Source organism: Arthrobacter sp. NQ7, from assembly GCF_029581595.2.
Lineage (GTDB): Bacteria > Actinomycetota > Actinomycetes > Actinomycetales > Micrococcaceae > Arthrobacter > Arthrobacter phenanthrenivorans_B.
The window spans coordinates 130206-146834 of the sequence record NZ_JARFXU020000010.1; the positions used below are offsets into that span (position 1 = coordinate 130206).

A 16629-nucleotide genomic window follows, 5' to 3' on the forward strand; every position below is an offset into this window, starting at 1 on the left:
GCAGCTAGCTGGTGCGCAGGCGCTTCTCCAAACGGAACGCGACCAGCGAGGCTGCCGCTCCGGCTGCTGCGACCACCGCTGCCAGCGTCCAACCCACCGCCGGACTGGACTGGGAGAACACGATCCCGAACAGCAACGGCCCCAGGGTTCCGCCGACGTAGGTTCCGCTCTGAGTGATCCCCGTGGCTTGGATGGTGAACGGATGTGCGGTGCGTGAAACCACGTAGTGGGCCAGGCCGTTCCACCCCCAGCCCAGTCCGAACGCGACGACGGCCCCGGCCGCGTAGACGACCGGGAAACCCGACGCCATCCCGAGCAGACCCAGGCTGCCGGCCCCCATCATCAGGGCCACCGTGGCCATCGAACCGCCGATGCCCCGGTCCGCGGCGATCCCCACCAGCGGGCGGGCCAGGATCCCGGCCACGCTCGCGGCGCCCAGCAGCAAGCCCGCCCCGCCGGCGGAGAAGCCCGCCTGCACGGCCATGGTGACGGTGAAAGCACCCACTACATTGGCCTGCCCGGCCCCCAAGGCGCTGGCCCCCGCCGTCGCGAAAAGGAACTGCTTCAGCTTCCGCGGCAGCGGCTCCCTGGAAGTTTTACCCGAGCGTCGCGGGACAGGGGCGCCGCGTGGCAGGGTGCGGAGCAGCACCGGGACCAGGGACGCCGCCAGCAGCGCCGCCAGCGCAAACGTCCAGTTCCACCCCACGGTGAGGGCGAACACCGGAACCGACAAGCCGGCGGTGAGCGTCGCCGTCGGAATGGCCGCCTGCTTGAGGCCAAACGAGAAGGCGCGGTTGTGAACCGCCACCTGGTCCACGATCAGGCCGTTGGACAGCGGATGGATCAGCGCGTTCGCTGCGCCGGCGAAACTGAGCCAGACAATAAGCCACGCCCAGTGCGGGGTAACAAACGCGATGCCCGCCAGCGCAACAAACCCCAGCCCGACGGCGAGCGGCACCCCGCGGCGGAGCCCCAGCCCGCTCGCCACAAGTCCGGCAGGGGCGGAGAGCAGTGCCGACACAGCCCAGAAGGTGGCCACCGCGACACCCAGTGCCGACGCCGTCATGCCCAGGTCCTGCTCGAGCTGGACCCCCAGTCCGCCCACCAGGAAGACCGGCAGCACCGCTACCACAGTGGTCAGCGCAGCGATGGCCGTGGCCCGCTGCCCCGGCCGGCGCGCCGGTGTTCGCACAGGTCCGGCGGCGGCCTGCCTCACCGTGCGGAGCGGCCGGGCGCGATGCCTGCCGCGTCGTCCTGTATGACGCTGTCGCTGGCCAGCATGGAGCGGCCACCTGTCCGCACCTGGGCGAGCAGCCCGCCGGCCGTGAGGACGGCGCGTTCGGCAGGCGAGAAGTCGAGACCCATCGTCAGTTCCGCGTCCCCGTCCACCCGGGCGGTGACAGAGTTCGCGCCACTGGCCAGGGCGTCAGCCAGCCCCTCGATGACCCACCGCTGCCCGGTTGAACTCTGCGCATCCGGCGGGAGGACCAGCGGCACGATTCCGGTCGCGATGAGGTTGCGGCGGTGGATCCGGGCGTAGCTGCGGGCAGCGACCACACGCACGCCCAGGTACAGCGGGATCAGGGCGGCATGCTCCCGCGACGAGCCCTGACCGTAGTTCTCCCCGCCCACAATGATCCCGCCGCCCCACTCGAGCGCACGGTCGTGGAAGCCAGGGTCCAGGCGGCGGAACATGAAACGCGCGCAGACGGCGATGTTGGACCACACCGACATGGCGATCGCGCCGTCCGGAGCCATGTCACCAGTGGAGATGTCATCCCCAACGACGATCAGCACGCGGGCGTCCAGATCGGCAGGCAGCGGGGTGGGCTGTGGCGGCGGTACCAGGTTGCTGCCCCGCTCGATCTCGATGCTCCGGCGCGTCTCTAGCGGCAGGACGCCGGCGATGTGCAGGTCGTGGACCTCCGGGTGCGGCGGCGCAGCGGGGCGGAGCTCGCCGCGGCTGACGGTGGACGCGTCGACGATCGCGCCTTCCAGCGCACTGGCAGCAGCGGTCGACGGCGAACACAGGTAGACGCTGTCCTCCGCGGTACCGCTGCGGCCCGGGAAGTTGCGGTTGAAGGTACGCAGCGACGGTGCACCTTCCGTGGGTGCCTGTCCGATGCCCACGCAGGGGCCGCATACCGGCTCAAGCATCCGCGCCCCGGCCTCCATGAGGTCTTCATAGACCCCGGACGCGATGATCGTCTGCAGGATCTGCCGCGATCCCGGGGTCACTGTGAGCTGGACGGACGGATGGACGGTGTGTCCCTTGAGGATCGCCGCCACGGTGGCCAGGTCCTCATAGGAACTGTTCACCGAGGAACCGACGCAGACCTGGACCACCTCGGTGCGCGGCAGCTCGGCGACCGGACGGACGTTGCCCGGCGAGTGCGGAAGCGCCACGAGCGGAACGAGGGCCGAGAGATCAAGGCGCTCATCGTCGTCGTACGTTGCCCCTGCGTCCGCCGCCAGGGGGATGAACTGGTCCTCCCGGCGCTGGGCCTGAAGCCACGCGCGGGTCTGGTCATCGGAGGGGAAGACGGCGGTGGCGGCACCTGTTTCGATGATCATGTTGCAGATGGTGGCGCGCGCGGAGACCGACAGCGACGCCGCGCCCTCGCCGTAGAATTCGAACACCTTTCCGCGGCCGCCGCGCACGCCGTACCGGCGCAGCAGCTCCAGCACCACGTCCTTCGCTTCGGCATTCGGCCCGAGCGTGCCCGTCAGTTCCACGCCCACGACGGCGGGGCACACGAAGTCGAACCCGTAGCCCGCCATCGCCACGGCCACCTCGAGCCCGCCGGCGCCGAGTGCGAACATACCCTGGGCGCCCGCCGTCGAGGTGTGCGAGTCCGCGCCCACGAGGACCTGGCCCGGCCGGGAGAAATGCTCCAGGTGGATGTAGTGGGAGATGCCGTGCCCGGCGGGGGAGTAGCGCAGTCCGTAGCGGGCGGAGAAGGTGCGGAGGTAATGGTGGTCCTGCATGTTCTTGTCGTCGATCTGCAGGACATTGTGGTCCACATACATGACCGCGAGCGGAACCGCGATGGAATCCACGCCGAGCATTTCAAACTGCATGGCGGTCATGGTGCCGGTGGCGTCCTCGATGAGGATCTGGTCAACGGCGATGGTGATGTCGCTCCCGGGAGTCAGCTCGCCGGACGCGAGGTGGCTGGCGAGGAGCTTCTGGGTCAGGTTCTGGGCCATTGGGATTCCTTAGCGCTGTGTGTACAGACAACTGCGGCCCGCCGTGGATCGGCGGGCCGCAGGGAGGGTAATTACTTGACGAACTCGTTGGTGTAGGTGTCCTCCAGCTTGATGTCCTTGTTCCCGACCTCCGGGTTGGCCACCTGCTGGGTCTTCAGGACCGCCTTGACGCCGTCCTGGGTGAACTGTCCGTCCTTGCTGAGCGTCTTCTTCAGGTCCTCAATGACCTTGGCGTACTGCTCCTTGTCCCCGCCGGCGAACTTCTCCGGCATTTTTGCGGCGATCTCCTCGCCGGAGTGGCTGTCGATGAACTCCAGCGTGCGCTTGATCGCCTTGGCGAGCTTGCCCGCGGTGTCCTTGTTCTGCTCCAGCCAGTCGGTCTTGGCGTACAGGGATGCGGACGGCCATGAATCGGTGTCGAAGACTTCCTTCAGCCCTTCTTCGGTCCGGACGTCCTCCAGGATCACGGGGTCGTGGCCGATCCGCTTGGTGAGCACGGAGATGTCCGGCTCCAGCATCACCGCGGCATCCACCTGGTTCTGCTCCATGGCAGCCACGGCGGAGGATCCGGCGCCGATGGCGGATACAGAGGCATCGGTGGGCTGCATGCCGTTCTTGGCCAGCAGGAACTTCACGAACATGTCCGTGGAGGAGCCCGGCGCGGTTACGCCGACGTTCTTGCCCTTGAGGTCCGCGATGGACTTGATCTTGCCTTCATTCTTGGGCGCCACCAGAAGGGCCAGGCCCGACGACCGGCCCATGTCCACGAACGCCTTGATGGGCTGGTTTTTGGCCTGCATCTGGATGGTGTGCTCGTAGTAGCCGCTGGTGACATTCGTGCTGCCGCCCACCATCGCGGTGAGCGCCTTCGAGCCGCCCTGCAGGTCCTGGATTTCGACGTTCAGGCCAGCTTCCTTGTAGTAGCCAAGTTCCTGGGCCAGCGTGGTGGGCAGGTAGGTCAGGAGCGTCTGGCCGCCGACGCCGAGAATCACCTTGGCGCTGTCGCCGCCGCCGGCGCCGGCTGTGCCGCCCTGGCTGGGAGGCGCCGCCGAAGGGGCGCCACAGGCGGAGAGCGCCAGGGCAACGGAGGCAAGGACGGTCAGGGGACGAAGGAGGCCGCGGCGCCGGTGCCGGGTTTCATTCTGTGTCATGGGAGTTCCCTTTCAGCGGTGATGGAAATTGGTTACGAGGAGCGGACCGGACGCCACCTGAGAAGGTGCCGTTCGAGGCGGTTGACGAGGAGGTCAATGATCAGGACCACGAACATCAGGATGAACATGCCTGCGAAGACCCCCCTGGTATCGAAGACACCCTGGGCCTGGGCGATGGCGTAGCCCACGCCGGCGGAGGCGCCGAGGTATTCACCCACCACCGCGCCGGTGATCGCAAAACCTACGCTGATGTGCAGGCTGGAGAAGATCCATGTCAGGGCGCTGGGGATGAACACGTGGCGCAGGAGCTGCTTCTCGCTGGCGCCGAGCATCTTCGCGTTGTCCACGAGGACCCGGTCCACGCTCTTGACGCCTTCGAGGGTGTTGAAGAAGACGATGAAGAACACCAGGGTGAAGCCGAACGCGACCTTGGACCAGATTCCCAGCCCGAACCACAGCAGGAAGATCGGGGCGAGCACCACTCGGGGAAGGGCGTTGAAAATCTGCAGGAATGGATCCAGGAGCCGCTCCAGGAACCGGACCCGCGCCATGAGGAAGCCCAGGACCAGGCCGGCTGCCGCGCCCGTCAGGAAGGCCAGGATCGATTCCTGCAGGGTGATCCACAGGTGCGGGAAGACGAAGCCGCTGGAGATCCAGAGCCACACCGTCACCAGGATGTCGGAGGGGAGGGGGAAGAAGAACGGGTCGATGACGCCGACGCGTCCCAGCAGTTCCCAGGCGCCGAGGACGACGGCGGCGAGGGCCAGCTGTCCCATCCGGATGGACAGGTTGGAGGCTTCGCCCCGCCTGCGCTTGGGGCCGTGGACTGCCGCCGGGCTCCGGTCCTTCCGGAGGGGAAACCGTTGTGTGTTCTTGGAAGCTGGTGCCACTGTCATGCCGCGTCGCTCTCTTCCTCTTCCCGTGCTGATTCGTACGTCTTGGATACCTCGACCTTGAGGCGTCCCCAGATTTCCCTGTGGAGTTCGACGAACTTTGGATCGTCGCGGATATCGAGGAGGTCGCGGGGACGGGGGATGTCGATCTCGTAGCTGCCGACGACGGTGCTGCCCGGGCCGGCACCCAGGATGACCACTTCGTCGGAGAGGGCAATGGCCTCGTCCAGGTCGTGGGTGATGAACACGACGGCCTTGTTCGACTCCTGCCAGAGCTGGAGCAGTTCGTTCTCCATGATCTGCCGGGTCTGGACGTCGAGCGCGGAGAAGGGCTCGTCCATCAGCAGGATGTCCGGGTTGACGATCCAGGCCTGGGCAACCGCGGTGCGCTTGCGCATGCCGCCGGAGAGCTGGTGCGGGTACCGGTCAGCGAAGTTCTTCAGCCCCACTTTCTCCAGCCAGCGGCGTGACTCGTCATAGGCGTCCGCCTTGGAGGCCCCGGCCAGGGTGAGGCCCAGGCTGACGTTGTCGATGACCGACTTCCACGGCAGCAGGGCATCCTGCTGGAACATGTAGGAGGCCCGGCGGTTCACGCCGTGGACGGGCTCGCCGAAGCTGTGGACCGTGCCGGACGAAGGATTCAGGAGGCCGGCCGCCATGTTGAGGATGGTGGACTTGCCTGAACCCGTCGGTCCAACGATAGAGACAAAGCGTCCGGGTTCCACCTTGAGGTCGATGTCCCGGACCGCGAAGTACGATCCACCGCCCGGAGTTGCAAACTCTTTGGTGCATCCGTTGAGCTCAACCGCGAACTTCGAAGAGTTGGGCTGATAGGGCTGCGTCATTGCTGTTCTCCCGTTAACCACATTATGAGTTGATAGTCATATAGTGGGCATAAGGCTAACAGTAACGTCTGTCACACTACAAGAGGTTACAAACAACCGTCCTAGAGCCCTGAGAGTAGAAGGAATCTGGAATCCATCCATGAGCGCAACCGAAAACGCAGCCGCCCCATTGCTGGTGCTGAAGAAGATCACGTCCATCCTGGACGCCTTCTCGCTGGGGCGGCCCGAGATGAGCCTCGCCGAAATCCGGAACGAGACGGGGCTGCCGCACTCCACGGTGCAGCGGCTTGTCACTAACCTGGTGCACGAAGGAATGCTGGACCGGCGCGGTGACCACTTCCGGATTGGGTTGCGCATGACCCACTGGGCGGCCCCCGCCCGGCAGGGCCTCGACTTCCTCGAACTGCTCACGCCCGTCCTCCGGCGGCTGCGCGATGAGCTGGGCGAAACGGTCTGCATCTTCCGGGAGTCCCGGGGCAGCAGGGTCTGCATCGCGGTGGCCGAAACCCGGCGGGTCCTTCGACGGGCGGTGGAGGTGGGCGACATCATGCCGCTCCATGCCGGCTCCGCGGGCCGGGTACTGCTCGCCTGGAATACCGACCTGGCGGAGAAGGTCTACGGCTCGGGCCTGCAGTCCATGACGGACCGCACCATCACCGACGCGGCAAACCTTGATGCCGCGGTGGCGAAGACCCGCGCGGACGGTTTTGCCATCACTACCGGGGAGCGGGTATCCGGGGCCAGTGGCCTGTCCGCTCCGATCTTCGGACCCCAGGCCGAGCTCTACGGTGCACTTACTGTCATGGGGCCCACCATGCGGATGCCCTATGACGTGTGCGCTTCCTGGATCGAGCCTGTCATCGCTGCAGCTGCTGAAGGCACCCGGCTGATCGGCGGGAGCCTTCCCTCCGAAGAAATACCCATATCGTGATTTTCTGTTCACAATATGAAGAGCTGCATGCATACTGGTTCATGTAGGACGATGCTCCACCGACCCCACGGGCGTGTACGGCGCCCACGGGTCCGCATCAGGAACCAGGAGTTGAGATTTCATGAAGGTTTTCGAAACCGGCACAGCCGAACGGGACAAGGGCGCCGGCGACTGGGACCGCCCCGGAACCGTCGCCGACACCTCGTCGGCCCCTGCAGGCGCGACCCAGGCTGCCGGCGACGCTGCCGGACCCCTGTCCGGCGTGCGCGTCCTCGAACTTGGATCCCTGATCGCCGGACCGTTCGCAGGACGGCAGATGGCGGACTTCGGAGCCGAAGTCATCAAGATCGAATCCCCGAACCGGCCGGACCCCATGCGCGAATGGGGCCGGGCGCGGGTCAACGACCACACCCTGTGGTGGTCGGTGCAGTCCCGCGGCAAGAAGTGCGTCACCATGGACCTCAAGGCCCCCCGCGGCCGGGAGCTCTTCCTCGAGCTCTGCAAGGAAACCGACGTCATCCTGGAGAACTTCCGCCCGGGCACCATGGAAAAGCTTGGCCTCAGCCCGGAAGAGCTGTGGAAGGTCAATCCCGGCCTCATCATCGCCCGGGTCTCCGGTTACGGACAGACCGGCCCGGAAGCGTCAAAGCCCGGCTATGCCTCCGTGGCCGAGGCCCGGAGCGGGCTGCGGCACCTCAACGGCTACCCCGACCAGCCGCCGCCCCGCACCGGCATCTCCCTGGGGGACAGCCTCGGCTCGCTGTATGCCCTGCAGGGGATCCTGCTGGCGTTGTACTGGCGGGATGCGCACGGGGGCACCGGCCAGGTGGTCGACGTCTCGCTCGTCGAGGCGTGTTTTTCGCTCCTGGAGAGCGCCGTGCCGGACTATGCCGCTACCGGCATTGTCCCGGGACCCAGCGGTTCGGGACTGAAGGGGATCGCGCCGTCGAACATCTTCCGGTCCAGCGACGGAAAGTGGGTTGTCATCGCGGCCAACCAAGACTCGGTCTTCGTGCGCCTGGCCAACGCGATGGGAATGCCCGCCCTGGCGGCGGATCCGAAATACCGCGACCATGCGCAGCGGGGCCACAACCAGGAGGAACTGGAAGGCCTCATTGCCGACTGGGCGGCGCACTACACCGCCGGTGAGCTGGTCAGCCTGCTCGACCAACACGGTGTTCCGAACAGCACGGTGAGCACCGTTGAAGATATCTTCGAGGACCCGCAGCTCAAGGCCCGGGACATGCTCGTGGAAGTGGCGGACGACGAGCTCGGAGCCGTGGTCCAGCCCGGAATCGTCCCCAAGCTCACGCGCTCCGCCGGCAGGATCAGCTGGAACGGGCCCCTGGTTCACGGCTCGCACAACGCCGACGTGTACCAGGGCCTGCTCAACCTCACCGATGAAGACGTGCAAAAGGCCCACAGCGAAGGAGCAATCTGATGGCGTTCGCCCAGGACACCCGGCCGGTATCGATCGTGGACGTCAGCCCGCGCGACGGCCTGCAGAACGAGAAGACCCCCGTCAGCACCGAAGACAAGGTCCGGCTGATCGAAGAGCTGGTCAGGATGGGAGCCAAGCGGATCGAAGCCGTCAGCTTCGTCAATCCCAAGGCAGTTCCCCAGATGGCCGACGCCGACGCCGTGATGGCGGCCGTCCCGCGCACCGGCGACGTCAGCTACATCGGCTTGGTGCTGAACACCCGTGGCGCCCACAGGGCCGTCGACGCCGGGATGGACGAGATGAACTACGTCCTCCCGGTGACCGATGCGTTCGCCACAGCCAACCAAAACACCACAGTTGCTGCAGCGCTCAACACCTTGGAAGAGGTGTCGGCGATCGCTTCGTCGGCCTCCATCCCGCTCAGCGTCACCGCCGCCGTCGCCTTCGGTTGCCCCTACCAAGGCGACGTCCCGATCGAACAGACCCTCGACGTCGTCCGAAATGCGATGAGCCTCGCGAACCTAGCCGAAATGGCGTTGGCCGACACGATCGGCTGCGCCGTTCCATGGCAGGTAGGCGAGACCTTCGCCAAGCTGCGCGAGGAAACCGACCTGCAGTTAAGGGCCCACCTGCACGAGACCCGGCACACCGCCCTGGCGAACACCTATGCGGCGATGGCGGCGGGTGTCGACGTGTTCGACAGCAGCGTCGGCGGCCTCGGAGGATGCCCCTTCGCTCCCGGAGCAGCCGGAAACAGCTCCACGGAGGACCTCGTCTGGATGCTCGAACGCGCCGGCTTTCCGACCGGCATCGATACGCAGATAGCAACGGAACTCGGTCGCTGGATTTGCGCCTTGGTCGGCACGAATCCCCGTTCCGGGCTGGCAGGAGCAGGACCGTTCCCCGCGGGAGCATAAAGTCAAACATCTGCCCTGCGCGACGCCCGGCCTGACTAGTTCAACCATGAAGTCAGGGCGATCGAACACGCTCCCTCAGCCGACAAGGGGCGGGCTAAACGTGGATCTGAATACAACGCCGACTTCGGCCTCCTGGGTGACAGCCGACGAGCCCGTACAGCCCACTCACAGCACAACATCCACACAATACAGACAGCTTGCCGGTTGAAGGACCGCATCTCACGAAGGAAGAAATGAACGGATGCCACTTCCAAGTCGAGGATAATCCGGACAAAATATTCTCCACGGACGACGTGAGAATCACATTCCGAAAGGACGCCCGCGTTAGCAGAGTCTGGACGATGTCCGACGAGGAACTCGCCGAGCTCCAGACCGCCATAACCTCATTCCTAACTGAACAGCAGGATGGATAGGCAACGCCAGGAACAAGGGAAGTCGGGCCCTTTGGCCGCTCCGGCAAATTTTCATCAACGGGGAGCAGGTGCCCCGCCCACTGACCGCAGACTCTCTCGACATGGGGAGCTAGTGTCGTTTTGCTTCGACGGTCAGGGTCTTCCTATGAACCAGTAGCAGGAGAAACCTTTCCTATGGAAGTCAGAGACGACAGTGTCCTGGTTCGTCCTGTCCAGCGGGTCGTCATCGTCCACGGGTACGAATCTTCACCGGATGCGAATTGGTTCCCCCGGCTTCAAACTGCTGTGGAGACTGAAGGGATAGCCATGGCAGTCGTTCCGCTTCCCGACCCGGAAAATCCTGACAAGGCCTCGTGGGAGGATGCCGTCAGTGTGGCGCTGGGAACGCCGGATGCGGCGACCGTCGTCGTGGCACATTCCCTCGGACGAGCTACGAATCTGCGGGCCGAGTACTCCACGTTCGCCGAGCTGGAGAAGGTCTGAGGCGTTCATGGACGAGGTGAACAACCGGGAGCACCGTGCCACGAGACGCAAACCCGCACGTGCGAGCTTTACGGCGTCAACCTTCTGGCGGTACTGCTTTCGCCAGATTTGTTCCTCACTCTTCCAATAAAAGGCGTAGGCCACGTGCCACATCTCAATGCTGGTGGCTTGGCATAGTTCTCTTCGCGTTTGCCGATTCTCAAACGCCCCAAAATGAGGTTGGCAGAAAGCCCGACGAGCAGGGCTAGAAACACCGCGTTCAGTCCGAGATGACCAGCCACTTCCCCGCCCATTTTAAAGAGCCGATAGCCGTGATTCCGTCAACTAATGACTCAGGCTCCAATAGGCAGGCCGGGCGCGTTAGCGGTATCGGTTCACCAGCTTCAGGGCGCAGATCTGGGTACTTCAAGAGGTGGTGCTCGATGAAGTCTTCGTCCTTCGATCCGGACGCAACGGCATCGCGCCAGGTCTTCGTCCACGCCTCAAATTTCGTGCGGTCGCCGATCACCTTGTCGCAGGTTCGCGTATCCAAAAATTCCTTGGACGCGTGGGCGGCGACGTCATTTGAGGCGAGCGTGTGGGCAATGGCAGCCCTCAAACGCACCTCAAATTCCAGAAGTCGTTCCTGGCAGACTCTGGCCAGCTTAAAGTCGAAGGCTTCCAGCTTCATGACATGGTCGATGGTTGCACCAGGGATGTAGTCGTCTGAACGATACTGATGCAGATCCTCGTTCACCTGGTCCGCGGGAAGCAATTGCCGGAAAACGTAACGGTATGCACCAGAACGGAAATAGCCGACGCGGACAAGGAAGTTTGGTTGGGTCCCCAGGTAGAAGTCCAGTGTTTGTGTGAGTTTCGTGTCCGAGAATGGACACAGGAGGAAATTCACGAATCATGGCACGCAGACACACCCCGGAGCAGGTCATTGCCAAGGTCCGCCAGGGCCAAAAGATGCTTAATGACGGGCGCCCGATGGTCGAGGTCATCAAGGAACTCCAGGTCACCGAGGCGACGTGGTACCGGTGGCTGAACCAGTACGGGTCCGAGAAGAACGCCGAAGCGTCCAAGCGGACAAAGGAGCTTGAGAAGGAGAACGCCCGGCTCAAGCGGCTGCTGGCGGAGAAGGAACTGGCCATCGACATTCTGAACGAGGTGGCAAAGGGAAAATTCTGAGCCCCGAACCCCGCCGCCGTGCCGTACGCATGGCGGTGGAGAAGTCCGGGGCGTCCGAACGCTTCGCCTGCGCGCTTCTGGGGCAGAACCGGTCTGCGTTCCGCAAGAAGAAGCCCGACATGGGCTTTGAGGAGGCCCGGCTCCGCGCGGCCCTGCGCACCGTCGCCGGGCAGCACCCCGCGTGGGGCTGGCGGAAAGCGCGCTGGCACCTGCTGGCCCAGCTTGAGTGGGACGGCGTGCCGCTGAACAGGAAGCGGGTGTGCCGGCTCTGGCGCGATGAAGGCCTGGTCTGTAAACCCAGGGCACGGAAAAAGCGCCGAACCGGGCCCGGCGCCGGGGAACAGAAACGCCTCACCGCCCAGTATCCGATGCATGTGGTCAGCTTCGACTTCCAGTCGGACGTGACCTCCTGCGGGCGGCATATCCGCTTCTTCAACGTCATCGATGAGTACACCCGCACCGCGCTGGCCATCATCCCGCGCCGGTCGTTCAAAGCCACGGACGTGGTCGCGGTACTGGAGAAGATCATTGCCGAAACCGGCACCGTCCCGGCCTACCTCAGGCGTGACAACGGGCCGGAATTCACGGCCGCCGCACTGATCGGGTGGTGCAACACCGCCGGCGTCGACACTGCCTTCATCGACCCGGGATCACCCTGGCAAAACGGCTTCATCGAATCCTTCAACGCCCAATTCAAAAGGGAACAACTCTCCGGAGAAATCATGGACACCATGGCCGAAGCCAGGTATTTGGCCGAGGAATGGAAGGCTATCTACAATCATGAACGGCCCCACGGATCCCTGGACGGCATGACGCCGAAACGCTACTGGGAAAACTGGACGCAAGAAAACCAATTAGCTATCGCATAAACGCTGGACTGCTAACGGGGGCCCAACCAGTCGGGCTGGAGTAGACAATGATGCGCTGTGGTCCATGCCTCCATTGAAGACAGAAGATTGTTGCGATGGCGTATGCGATTTTCGATACACCCGCAATACAGGGAAATCCCCGGGCATCAAGGATCCCTGTGCGGCCTAAGCCCAGTCGCCAGCGGCCAGCAGAGTGGGGCCGGTTCTGCATGAAAATTCGGCATCACATCATGACATCGACCTATTCACCGATTGCCCGGAATACGTCCAGGCAACATCGGGCGCCCTGGTACTTTGGCCCGGCAGCGTTCATGAGGCGGGCCCATTGGTTGCCGGCGATGTCGGCTCCGTCCAGGCCGGGATAGAACTTGCCGTTGATCGTGATGTTCTGGTTTCCCATTAGGCGCCGATGCCTTGGTAGCTGCCGAACCAGGACGCGGTGGAGTTCGCCGAGTCCCCGACGGTCCAGGTCATGGTGTTTCCATCGGTGGTGCCGGACTTAGCAAAAATGTCGTGGCTCTTGTCCACGGGGATTTTGTAGGTGCTGGTATTCGGCCGGGATATCCTTGATTGGTCCGCGGTCGGCAATCTCCGGGTAGGGTGGCAGGGCTCTTACCGCGACGCGGTGTCGAGGAGTAGGGCAGTGACCAGGTCCGGGTGAGTGATGAACGGCAGGTGTGGAGTGTCCAGCTCCTCGTATCTCCACGCCCTGCTCGAGCGCGCCGCCTCGGCGAAGGCGTCGAAAGGCGCCGGTTGGCGGGGGCACCGAACGTAGAGCCGGTCAATGCCCTCAAGGTTGGTGCCGCCAAGCTGTACGGGGTCTGTGAAATGCCGGTACGGCGTCGGCCGCAGCCGGGGCAAAACCCGTTCGATATCGACCTCATCGGTGATTTCCCACATGTCGCGCACGATTGTGAGCCAGGGAGGCGCTGCAAAACGTGGCAGCAGCCAGCGGTCGCCTTCGGTCTCCACGAGCGAGTCGAGGGCCGCTCGTCGTTCGAGCGGGAGCAGGTCGCGGGTACACTGGCCATCGGCCGGGACGAAGGCGTCCAAGTAGACGAGCGAGGCAATTCGGTCGGGTATACGAGCCGCCACACCGGTGATGACCGTGCCGGAGGAACTGGATCCGACCAGCACCACGTCGCGCAGGTCATCGAAGAGCACGACGGCGGTGATGTCCTCGACGTGGGTCGCCAAGCCCACGTTGAGGCTGGCCAGGTGGGCGCGCTCCGATAGTCCGGTTAGCGTCGGCGTGTGGACTTGGTGTCCATGGGCACGGAGTTGCGGCGCCAGTTTGTTCCAGCACCAGCCTCCGAACCAGGCTGGATGGACCAATAAGAAAGTGGTCACTACTACCTCCCAGTGTTTCCGGAAGAACCGAATATCGCCTGCGGCGGGCAGGTCCGAGGCCAGGGCTGCATCGCCCTCAGGCTAGGGCCGTTGCGGACTGGCCGATGTGGAGTGGTTTTCCTGTCTCGAGGAGGGTCTTTAGGCCGGACATGAGATTCGGGCAGTGGCTGGTGAGCACTTCGAATAGCTGGGCCTCAGAGTCCGGGCCTCGATGGCTAATGGTCACCTGGCACGTTTCGCCGAACTGCTCGATGTCCCAGCTGATAGTCATTTCCTTGTGGCCGATGTGGGCCCGGTCGAACTTGATGTTGACGGTCTGGACAAGCTGTCGCGGCTCGTTGGACAGGAGAACCCTGCCGTCGTACATTACGGAAGATCCGTCGGCACTTGTCATGGCGTAGTGGGAGCCTGTTCGCCAATCGCTCTTCGCCGCTGAGCCGAAGTTGTACTGGACGGTCAAGTCAGGGTCGGTCAAGGCCTCCCAGACCTGCTGTGGTGTTGCCCTGATGAAGACCGAATAGCTGTGGCTGAGTTCGTCGCTCATCTCATTTGCTTTCTTTTTAGTTGATTGAATGATTCCTGGTCGCTCCCTGTCGTCCAGGGGTGAGGGCTCTCCTAGTCATTAGAGTTCACTTATATTGTAGAGAGCCGCTGCTATCGCTCGGCGCCATCCTCGGTCGTCTTCATTAACCGGACCGTCACCGCCCAGCTCGCTACATTCACGACTTTCTCGAGAAGGTCATTATCCAGGTCCGGGCCCAGCAAGCCCAGGAACCGGCGCCGCCGGGTGCCGTCATACCGGTGGATTATGCCTTGGGGAAGGGTTTGCGGCCGCTGGGCGTTAGTTGTCCGTGTACACGATCGAAAGGAACGTACTCATGAGTAAGACCTGGTTTATCACCGGCGCGTCCAAGGGTTTTGGCCGCGAGTGGGCCGAAGCTGCCCTGGAGCGCGGGGACAACGTGGCAGGCAGCGCGCGGAAGCCCGGGACGCTTGACGACCTCGCCGGGAAGTATCGGGACACCTTCCTGCCAATCCAGCTCGACGTCACCGAACGGGCTGGCGACATCGCGGCCGTCCAGAAAGCCGCAGAGCACTTCGGGCGGCTCGACGTCGTTGTGAACAACGCCGGCTACGGACATTTCGGCATGATTGAAGAACTCGCCGAAAACGAAGTCCGGGCGCAACTGGAGACGAACCTGTTCGGTGCGCTGTGGGTCACCCAGGCGGCACTTCCCATCATGCGGAAACAAGGCTCGGGGCACATCATCCAGGTATCAAGCATCGGTGGAATCAGCGCCTTCCCAACGGTCGGCGCCTACCATGCGTCGAAATGGGCCCTGGAGGGCTTCTCCCAGTCACTCGCCCAGGAAGTCGCGGGCTTCAACATCAAGGTGACGCTCGTGGAACCCGGCGGTTTCTCGACCGACTGGTCAGGGCCGTCCGCCTCGCACAGTGAGCAGATGGACGTGTATGCCGAGGTCCGCAAGGCCGCAGCAAGCCGGCCCTCTGCAAACAACAAGGGCAACCCCGCGGCCACCCGAGGCGCAATCCTCAAGGTGGTGGACGCCGAGAACCCGCCCCTGCGCATTTTTTTCGGCAACGCGCCCCTGGACATCGCCACGAAGGATTACGAGTCCCGGCTGGCCACGTGGAACGAATGGCAGCCGGTGTCAATCGAAGCCCACGGCAACTAAGTCTCTAAGCCAGAGTCCAGCCCCCAGAAATCGATGAGCGGCGCCCGGTTCTCGCCGGGCGCCGCTCGATTGTTCGCGTATGGACTCGATTGTTCCCGTATGGAGACGTGCCGGGCCATGCACCATGCATAGAACACCGACTGCAGGCGCCAAGGCCCTGGAGTGGCTGGGCTGGGTGTTGTGCCGATGGGAGGGTTTGGAGGACCGATGGTGGCGGTGGATTACAGTTTTGGCGGGCGTGCGGGTGCTTGTCACGGTGGTACGAGTGGTTTGGGACTAGCTATGGTCAGGGCGTTGGCGGGCGCCGGCGCCACTGTTGTTTTGACCGGCAGGTCGGCGGACAGGGTCAGGGAGGTGGCTTCAGGGATTCCGGGGGGCAACTGGTTTTGTTGCCGACGTCCCTGATCAGGCTTCCGTAACCGGGCTTGTCGATTCCGTGGGGATCACTTTCGGCGGCGTCGACATGCTGGTCAACAACGCGCCGGGCTCGGTATGAAGACAGTCAGCACTGAGTTCAAGACACGTCCTCAAGGTTTCTGGGATGTACCGGTGGATGGGTTCCGTGCGGTAGTTGACACGAATCTCACTGGTTATTTTCTAATGGCACGGGAAATTACGCCGAGGATGTCGGCCGCCGGGCGCGGGCGGATCGTAAATATTTCGATGAACCTTCCACGATGAACGGCAGGGGTTTCATTCAATTCCCGGGCCGGGGCTGAAGCCTCTCCCGGATCATGGCCGCGGATCTGGCCGGCACGGGAGTCAGAGTCAACATGCTTTTAACCGGCCGGGCCACCAGGACAGGGATGGTGCCCTCCGGAACGGAGCCTGTGTCATTGCAGCTGCTTGACCCGGAGGTCATGGCGGCACCGGTGGAGTGGTTGGCCTCGGAAGAAGCTGCAGACGGACACAATGGGCGAGTTGTCGCCACTGGCTTCGAAGCGTGGCGCCAGGAACGCCTGAAAGCTTCTCGCCGACGGGGTCAAGCTCAGCGAAGGCTTCCGGATCGAGAACCACGTCAAGGACTGCCACGCTTTGCTCCAGCCAGCGGACCCGCTTCGTGCCGGGAATCGGGACGACAGGAACCCCAAACGTTCGCCCCGGGCGCTGACCCAGCCCAAGGCCACTTGAGCCGGGGCCACACCCAAACGCTCCGCAACCCGTCGTGCAATGCGATGGCTTCGTTCGCGGCCCCTTGCGTCTCCTACTTCTCTGCACTTTGTAAGTGGGGATGGACCCCGAGAGGCGGGAACCAC

Annotated in this window: 17 protein-coding genes; 7 read left to right on the forward strand and 10 right to left on the reverse strand. The window is 63.9% G+C overall.

Annotated elements, in window-relative coordinates:
• Positions 1-4 precede the first annotated feature (4 nt).
• From PUN71_RS12600 to PUN71_RS12620, 5 genes are all read right to left on the reverse strand, one after another.
• Entirely contained in the window at positions 5-1192 is a 1188-nt protein-coding gene (locus PUN71_RS12600; RefSeq protein WP_277798691.1) for an MFS transporter, read from the reverse strand.
• Positions 1193-1212: 20 nt separating this feature from the next.
• Positions 1213-3210, reverse strand: a complete 1998-nt coding sequence (locus PUN71_RS12605; RefSeq protein WP_277798692.1) for an aconitate hydratase — start codon at positions 3208-3210, stop codon at positions 1213-1215.
• Positions 3211-3281: 71 nt separating this feature from the next.
• Positions 3282-4361 carry an ABC transporter substrate-binding protein gene (locus PUN71_RS12610; protein ID WP_277798693.1) on the reverse strand — a complete coding sequence of 360 codons (1080 nt, stop codon included), beginning with the start codon at positions 4359-4361 and terminating at the stop codon, positions 3282-3284.
• 32 nt (positions 4362-4393) lie between these two features.
• Complete coding sequence (locus PUN71_RS12615) at positions 4394-5257, reverse strand: ABC transporter permease (protein ID WP_277798694.1); 864 nt, start codon at positions 5255-5257, stop codon at positions 4394-4396.
• A complete protein-coding gene (locus PUN71_RS12620) occupies positions 5254-6099 on the reverse strand; it encodes an ABC transporter ATP-binding protein (protein WP_277798695.1) in 846 nt (281 codons plus the stop codon). Before PUN71_RS12620 ends, PUN71_RS12615 begins: the two co-directional genes overlap by 4 nt.
• Positions 6100-6238: 139 nt before the next feature.
• Here PUN71_RS12620 and PUN71_RS12625 point away from each other — a divergent pair, with 139 nt between their 5' ends.
• The 4 genes from PUN71_RS12625 (at position 6239) to PUN71_RS12640 (ending at position 10284) form a co-directional block, all read left to right on the forward strand.
• Positions 6239-7030 carry an IclR family transcriptional regulator gene (locus tag PUN71_RS12625; protein WP_277798696.1) on the forward strand — a complete coding sequence of 264 codons (792 nt, stop codon included), beginning with the start codon at positions 6239-6241 and terminating at the stop codon, positions 7028-7030.
• A gap of 121 nt (positions 7031-7151) precedes the next feature.
• Positions 7152-8471: a CaiB/BaiF CoA transferase family protein gene (locus PUN71_RS12630; RefSeq protein WP_277798697.1), complete on the forward strand. Its 1320-nt coding sequence runs from the start codon at positions 7152-7154 to the stop codon at positions 8469-8471.
• A complete protein-coding gene (locus tag PUN71_RS12635; RefSeq protein WP_277798698.1) occupies positions 8471-9388 on the forward strand; it encodes a hydroxymethylglutaryl-CoA lyase in 918 nt (305 codons plus the stop codon). The genes PUN71_RS12630 and PUN71_RS12635 overlap by 1 nt, the downstream gene beginning before the upstream one ends.
• A 587-nt stretch (positions 9389-9975) precedes the next feature.
• On the forward strand, positions 9976-10284 hold the full coding sequence (locus tag PUN71_RS12640) for an alpha/beta hydrolase (RefSeq protein ID WP_277798700.1): 309 nt from the start codon (positions 9976-9978) through the stop codon (positions 10282-10284).
• Positions 10285-10543: 259 nt separating this feature from the next.
• Here the strand turns inward: PUN71_RS12640 and PUN71_RS12645 are convergent, their stop codons facing one another.
• Positions 10544-11173, reverse strand: a complete 630-nt coding sequence (locus PUN71_RS12645) for an Abi family protein (protein ID WP_277798701.1) — start codon at positions 11171-11173, stop codon at positions 10544-10546.
• A 5-nt stretch (positions 11174-11178) separates the two neighbouring features.
• Here PUN71_RS12645 and PUN71_RS12650 point away from each other — a divergent pair.
• A protein-coding gene (locus PUN71_RS12650; RefSeq protein WP_277798702.1) for an IS3 family transposase occupies positions 11179-12326 on the forward strand; the annotation gives its coding sequence in 2 pieces (ribosomal slippage) (positions 11179-11440 and positions 11440-12326; 1149 coding nt in all).
• Positions 12327-12567: 241 nt separating this feature from the next.
• Here the strand turns inward: PUN71_RS12650 and PUN71_RS12655 are convergent.
• From PUN71_RS12655 to PUN71_RS12670, 4 genes are all read right to left on the reverse strand, one after another.
• Complete coding sequence (locus PUN71_RS12655) at positions 12568-12726, reverse strand: hypothetical protein (RefSeq protein WP_277798703.1); 159 nt, start codon at positions 12724-12726, stop codon at positions 12568-12570.
• A complete protein-coding gene (locus tag PUN71_RS12660; RefSeq protein WP_277798704.1) occupies positions 12726-12854 on the reverse strand; it encodes a hypothetical protein in 129 nt (42 codons plus the stop codon). Before PUN71_RS12660 ends, PUN71_RS12655 begins: the two co-directional genes overlap by 1 nt.
• 84 nt (positions 12855-12938) lie before the next feature.
• Complete coding sequence (locus tag PUN71_RS12665) at positions 12939-13676, reverse strand: alpha/beta fold hydrolase (RefSeq protein ID WP_277798705.1); 738 nt, start codon at positions 13674-13676, stop codon at positions 12939-12941.
• Positions 13677-13752: 76 nt separating this feature from the next.
• Positions 13753-14220, reverse strand: a complete 468-nt coding sequence (locus tag PUN71_RS12670; RefSeq protein WP_277798706.1) for an SRPBCC domain-containing protein — start codon at positions 14218-14220, stop codon at positions 13753-13755.
• A 334-nt stretch (positions 14221-14554) separates the two neighbouring features.
• On the opposite strand from PUN71_RS12670, the gene PUN71_RS12675 reads away from it, so the two are divergent.
• Both PUN71_RS12675 and PUN71_RS23175 read left to right on the forward strand, forming a co-directional pair.
• A complete protein-coding gene (locus PUN71_RS12675) occupies positions 14555-15373 on the forward strand; it encodes an SDR family oxidoreductase (RefSeq protein ID WP_277798707.1) in 819 nt (272 codons plus the stop codon).
• A gap of 492 nt (positions 15374-15865) precedes the next feature.
• Positions 15866-16054 (forward strand): SDR family NAD(P)-dependent oxidoreductase, encoded by a 189-nt coding sequence (locus PUN71_RS23175; protein ID WP_502860623.1) that lies wholly within the window; start codon positions 15866-15868, stop codon positions 16052-16054.
• The last annotated feature ends 575 nt before the right edge of the window (positions 16055-16629 follow it).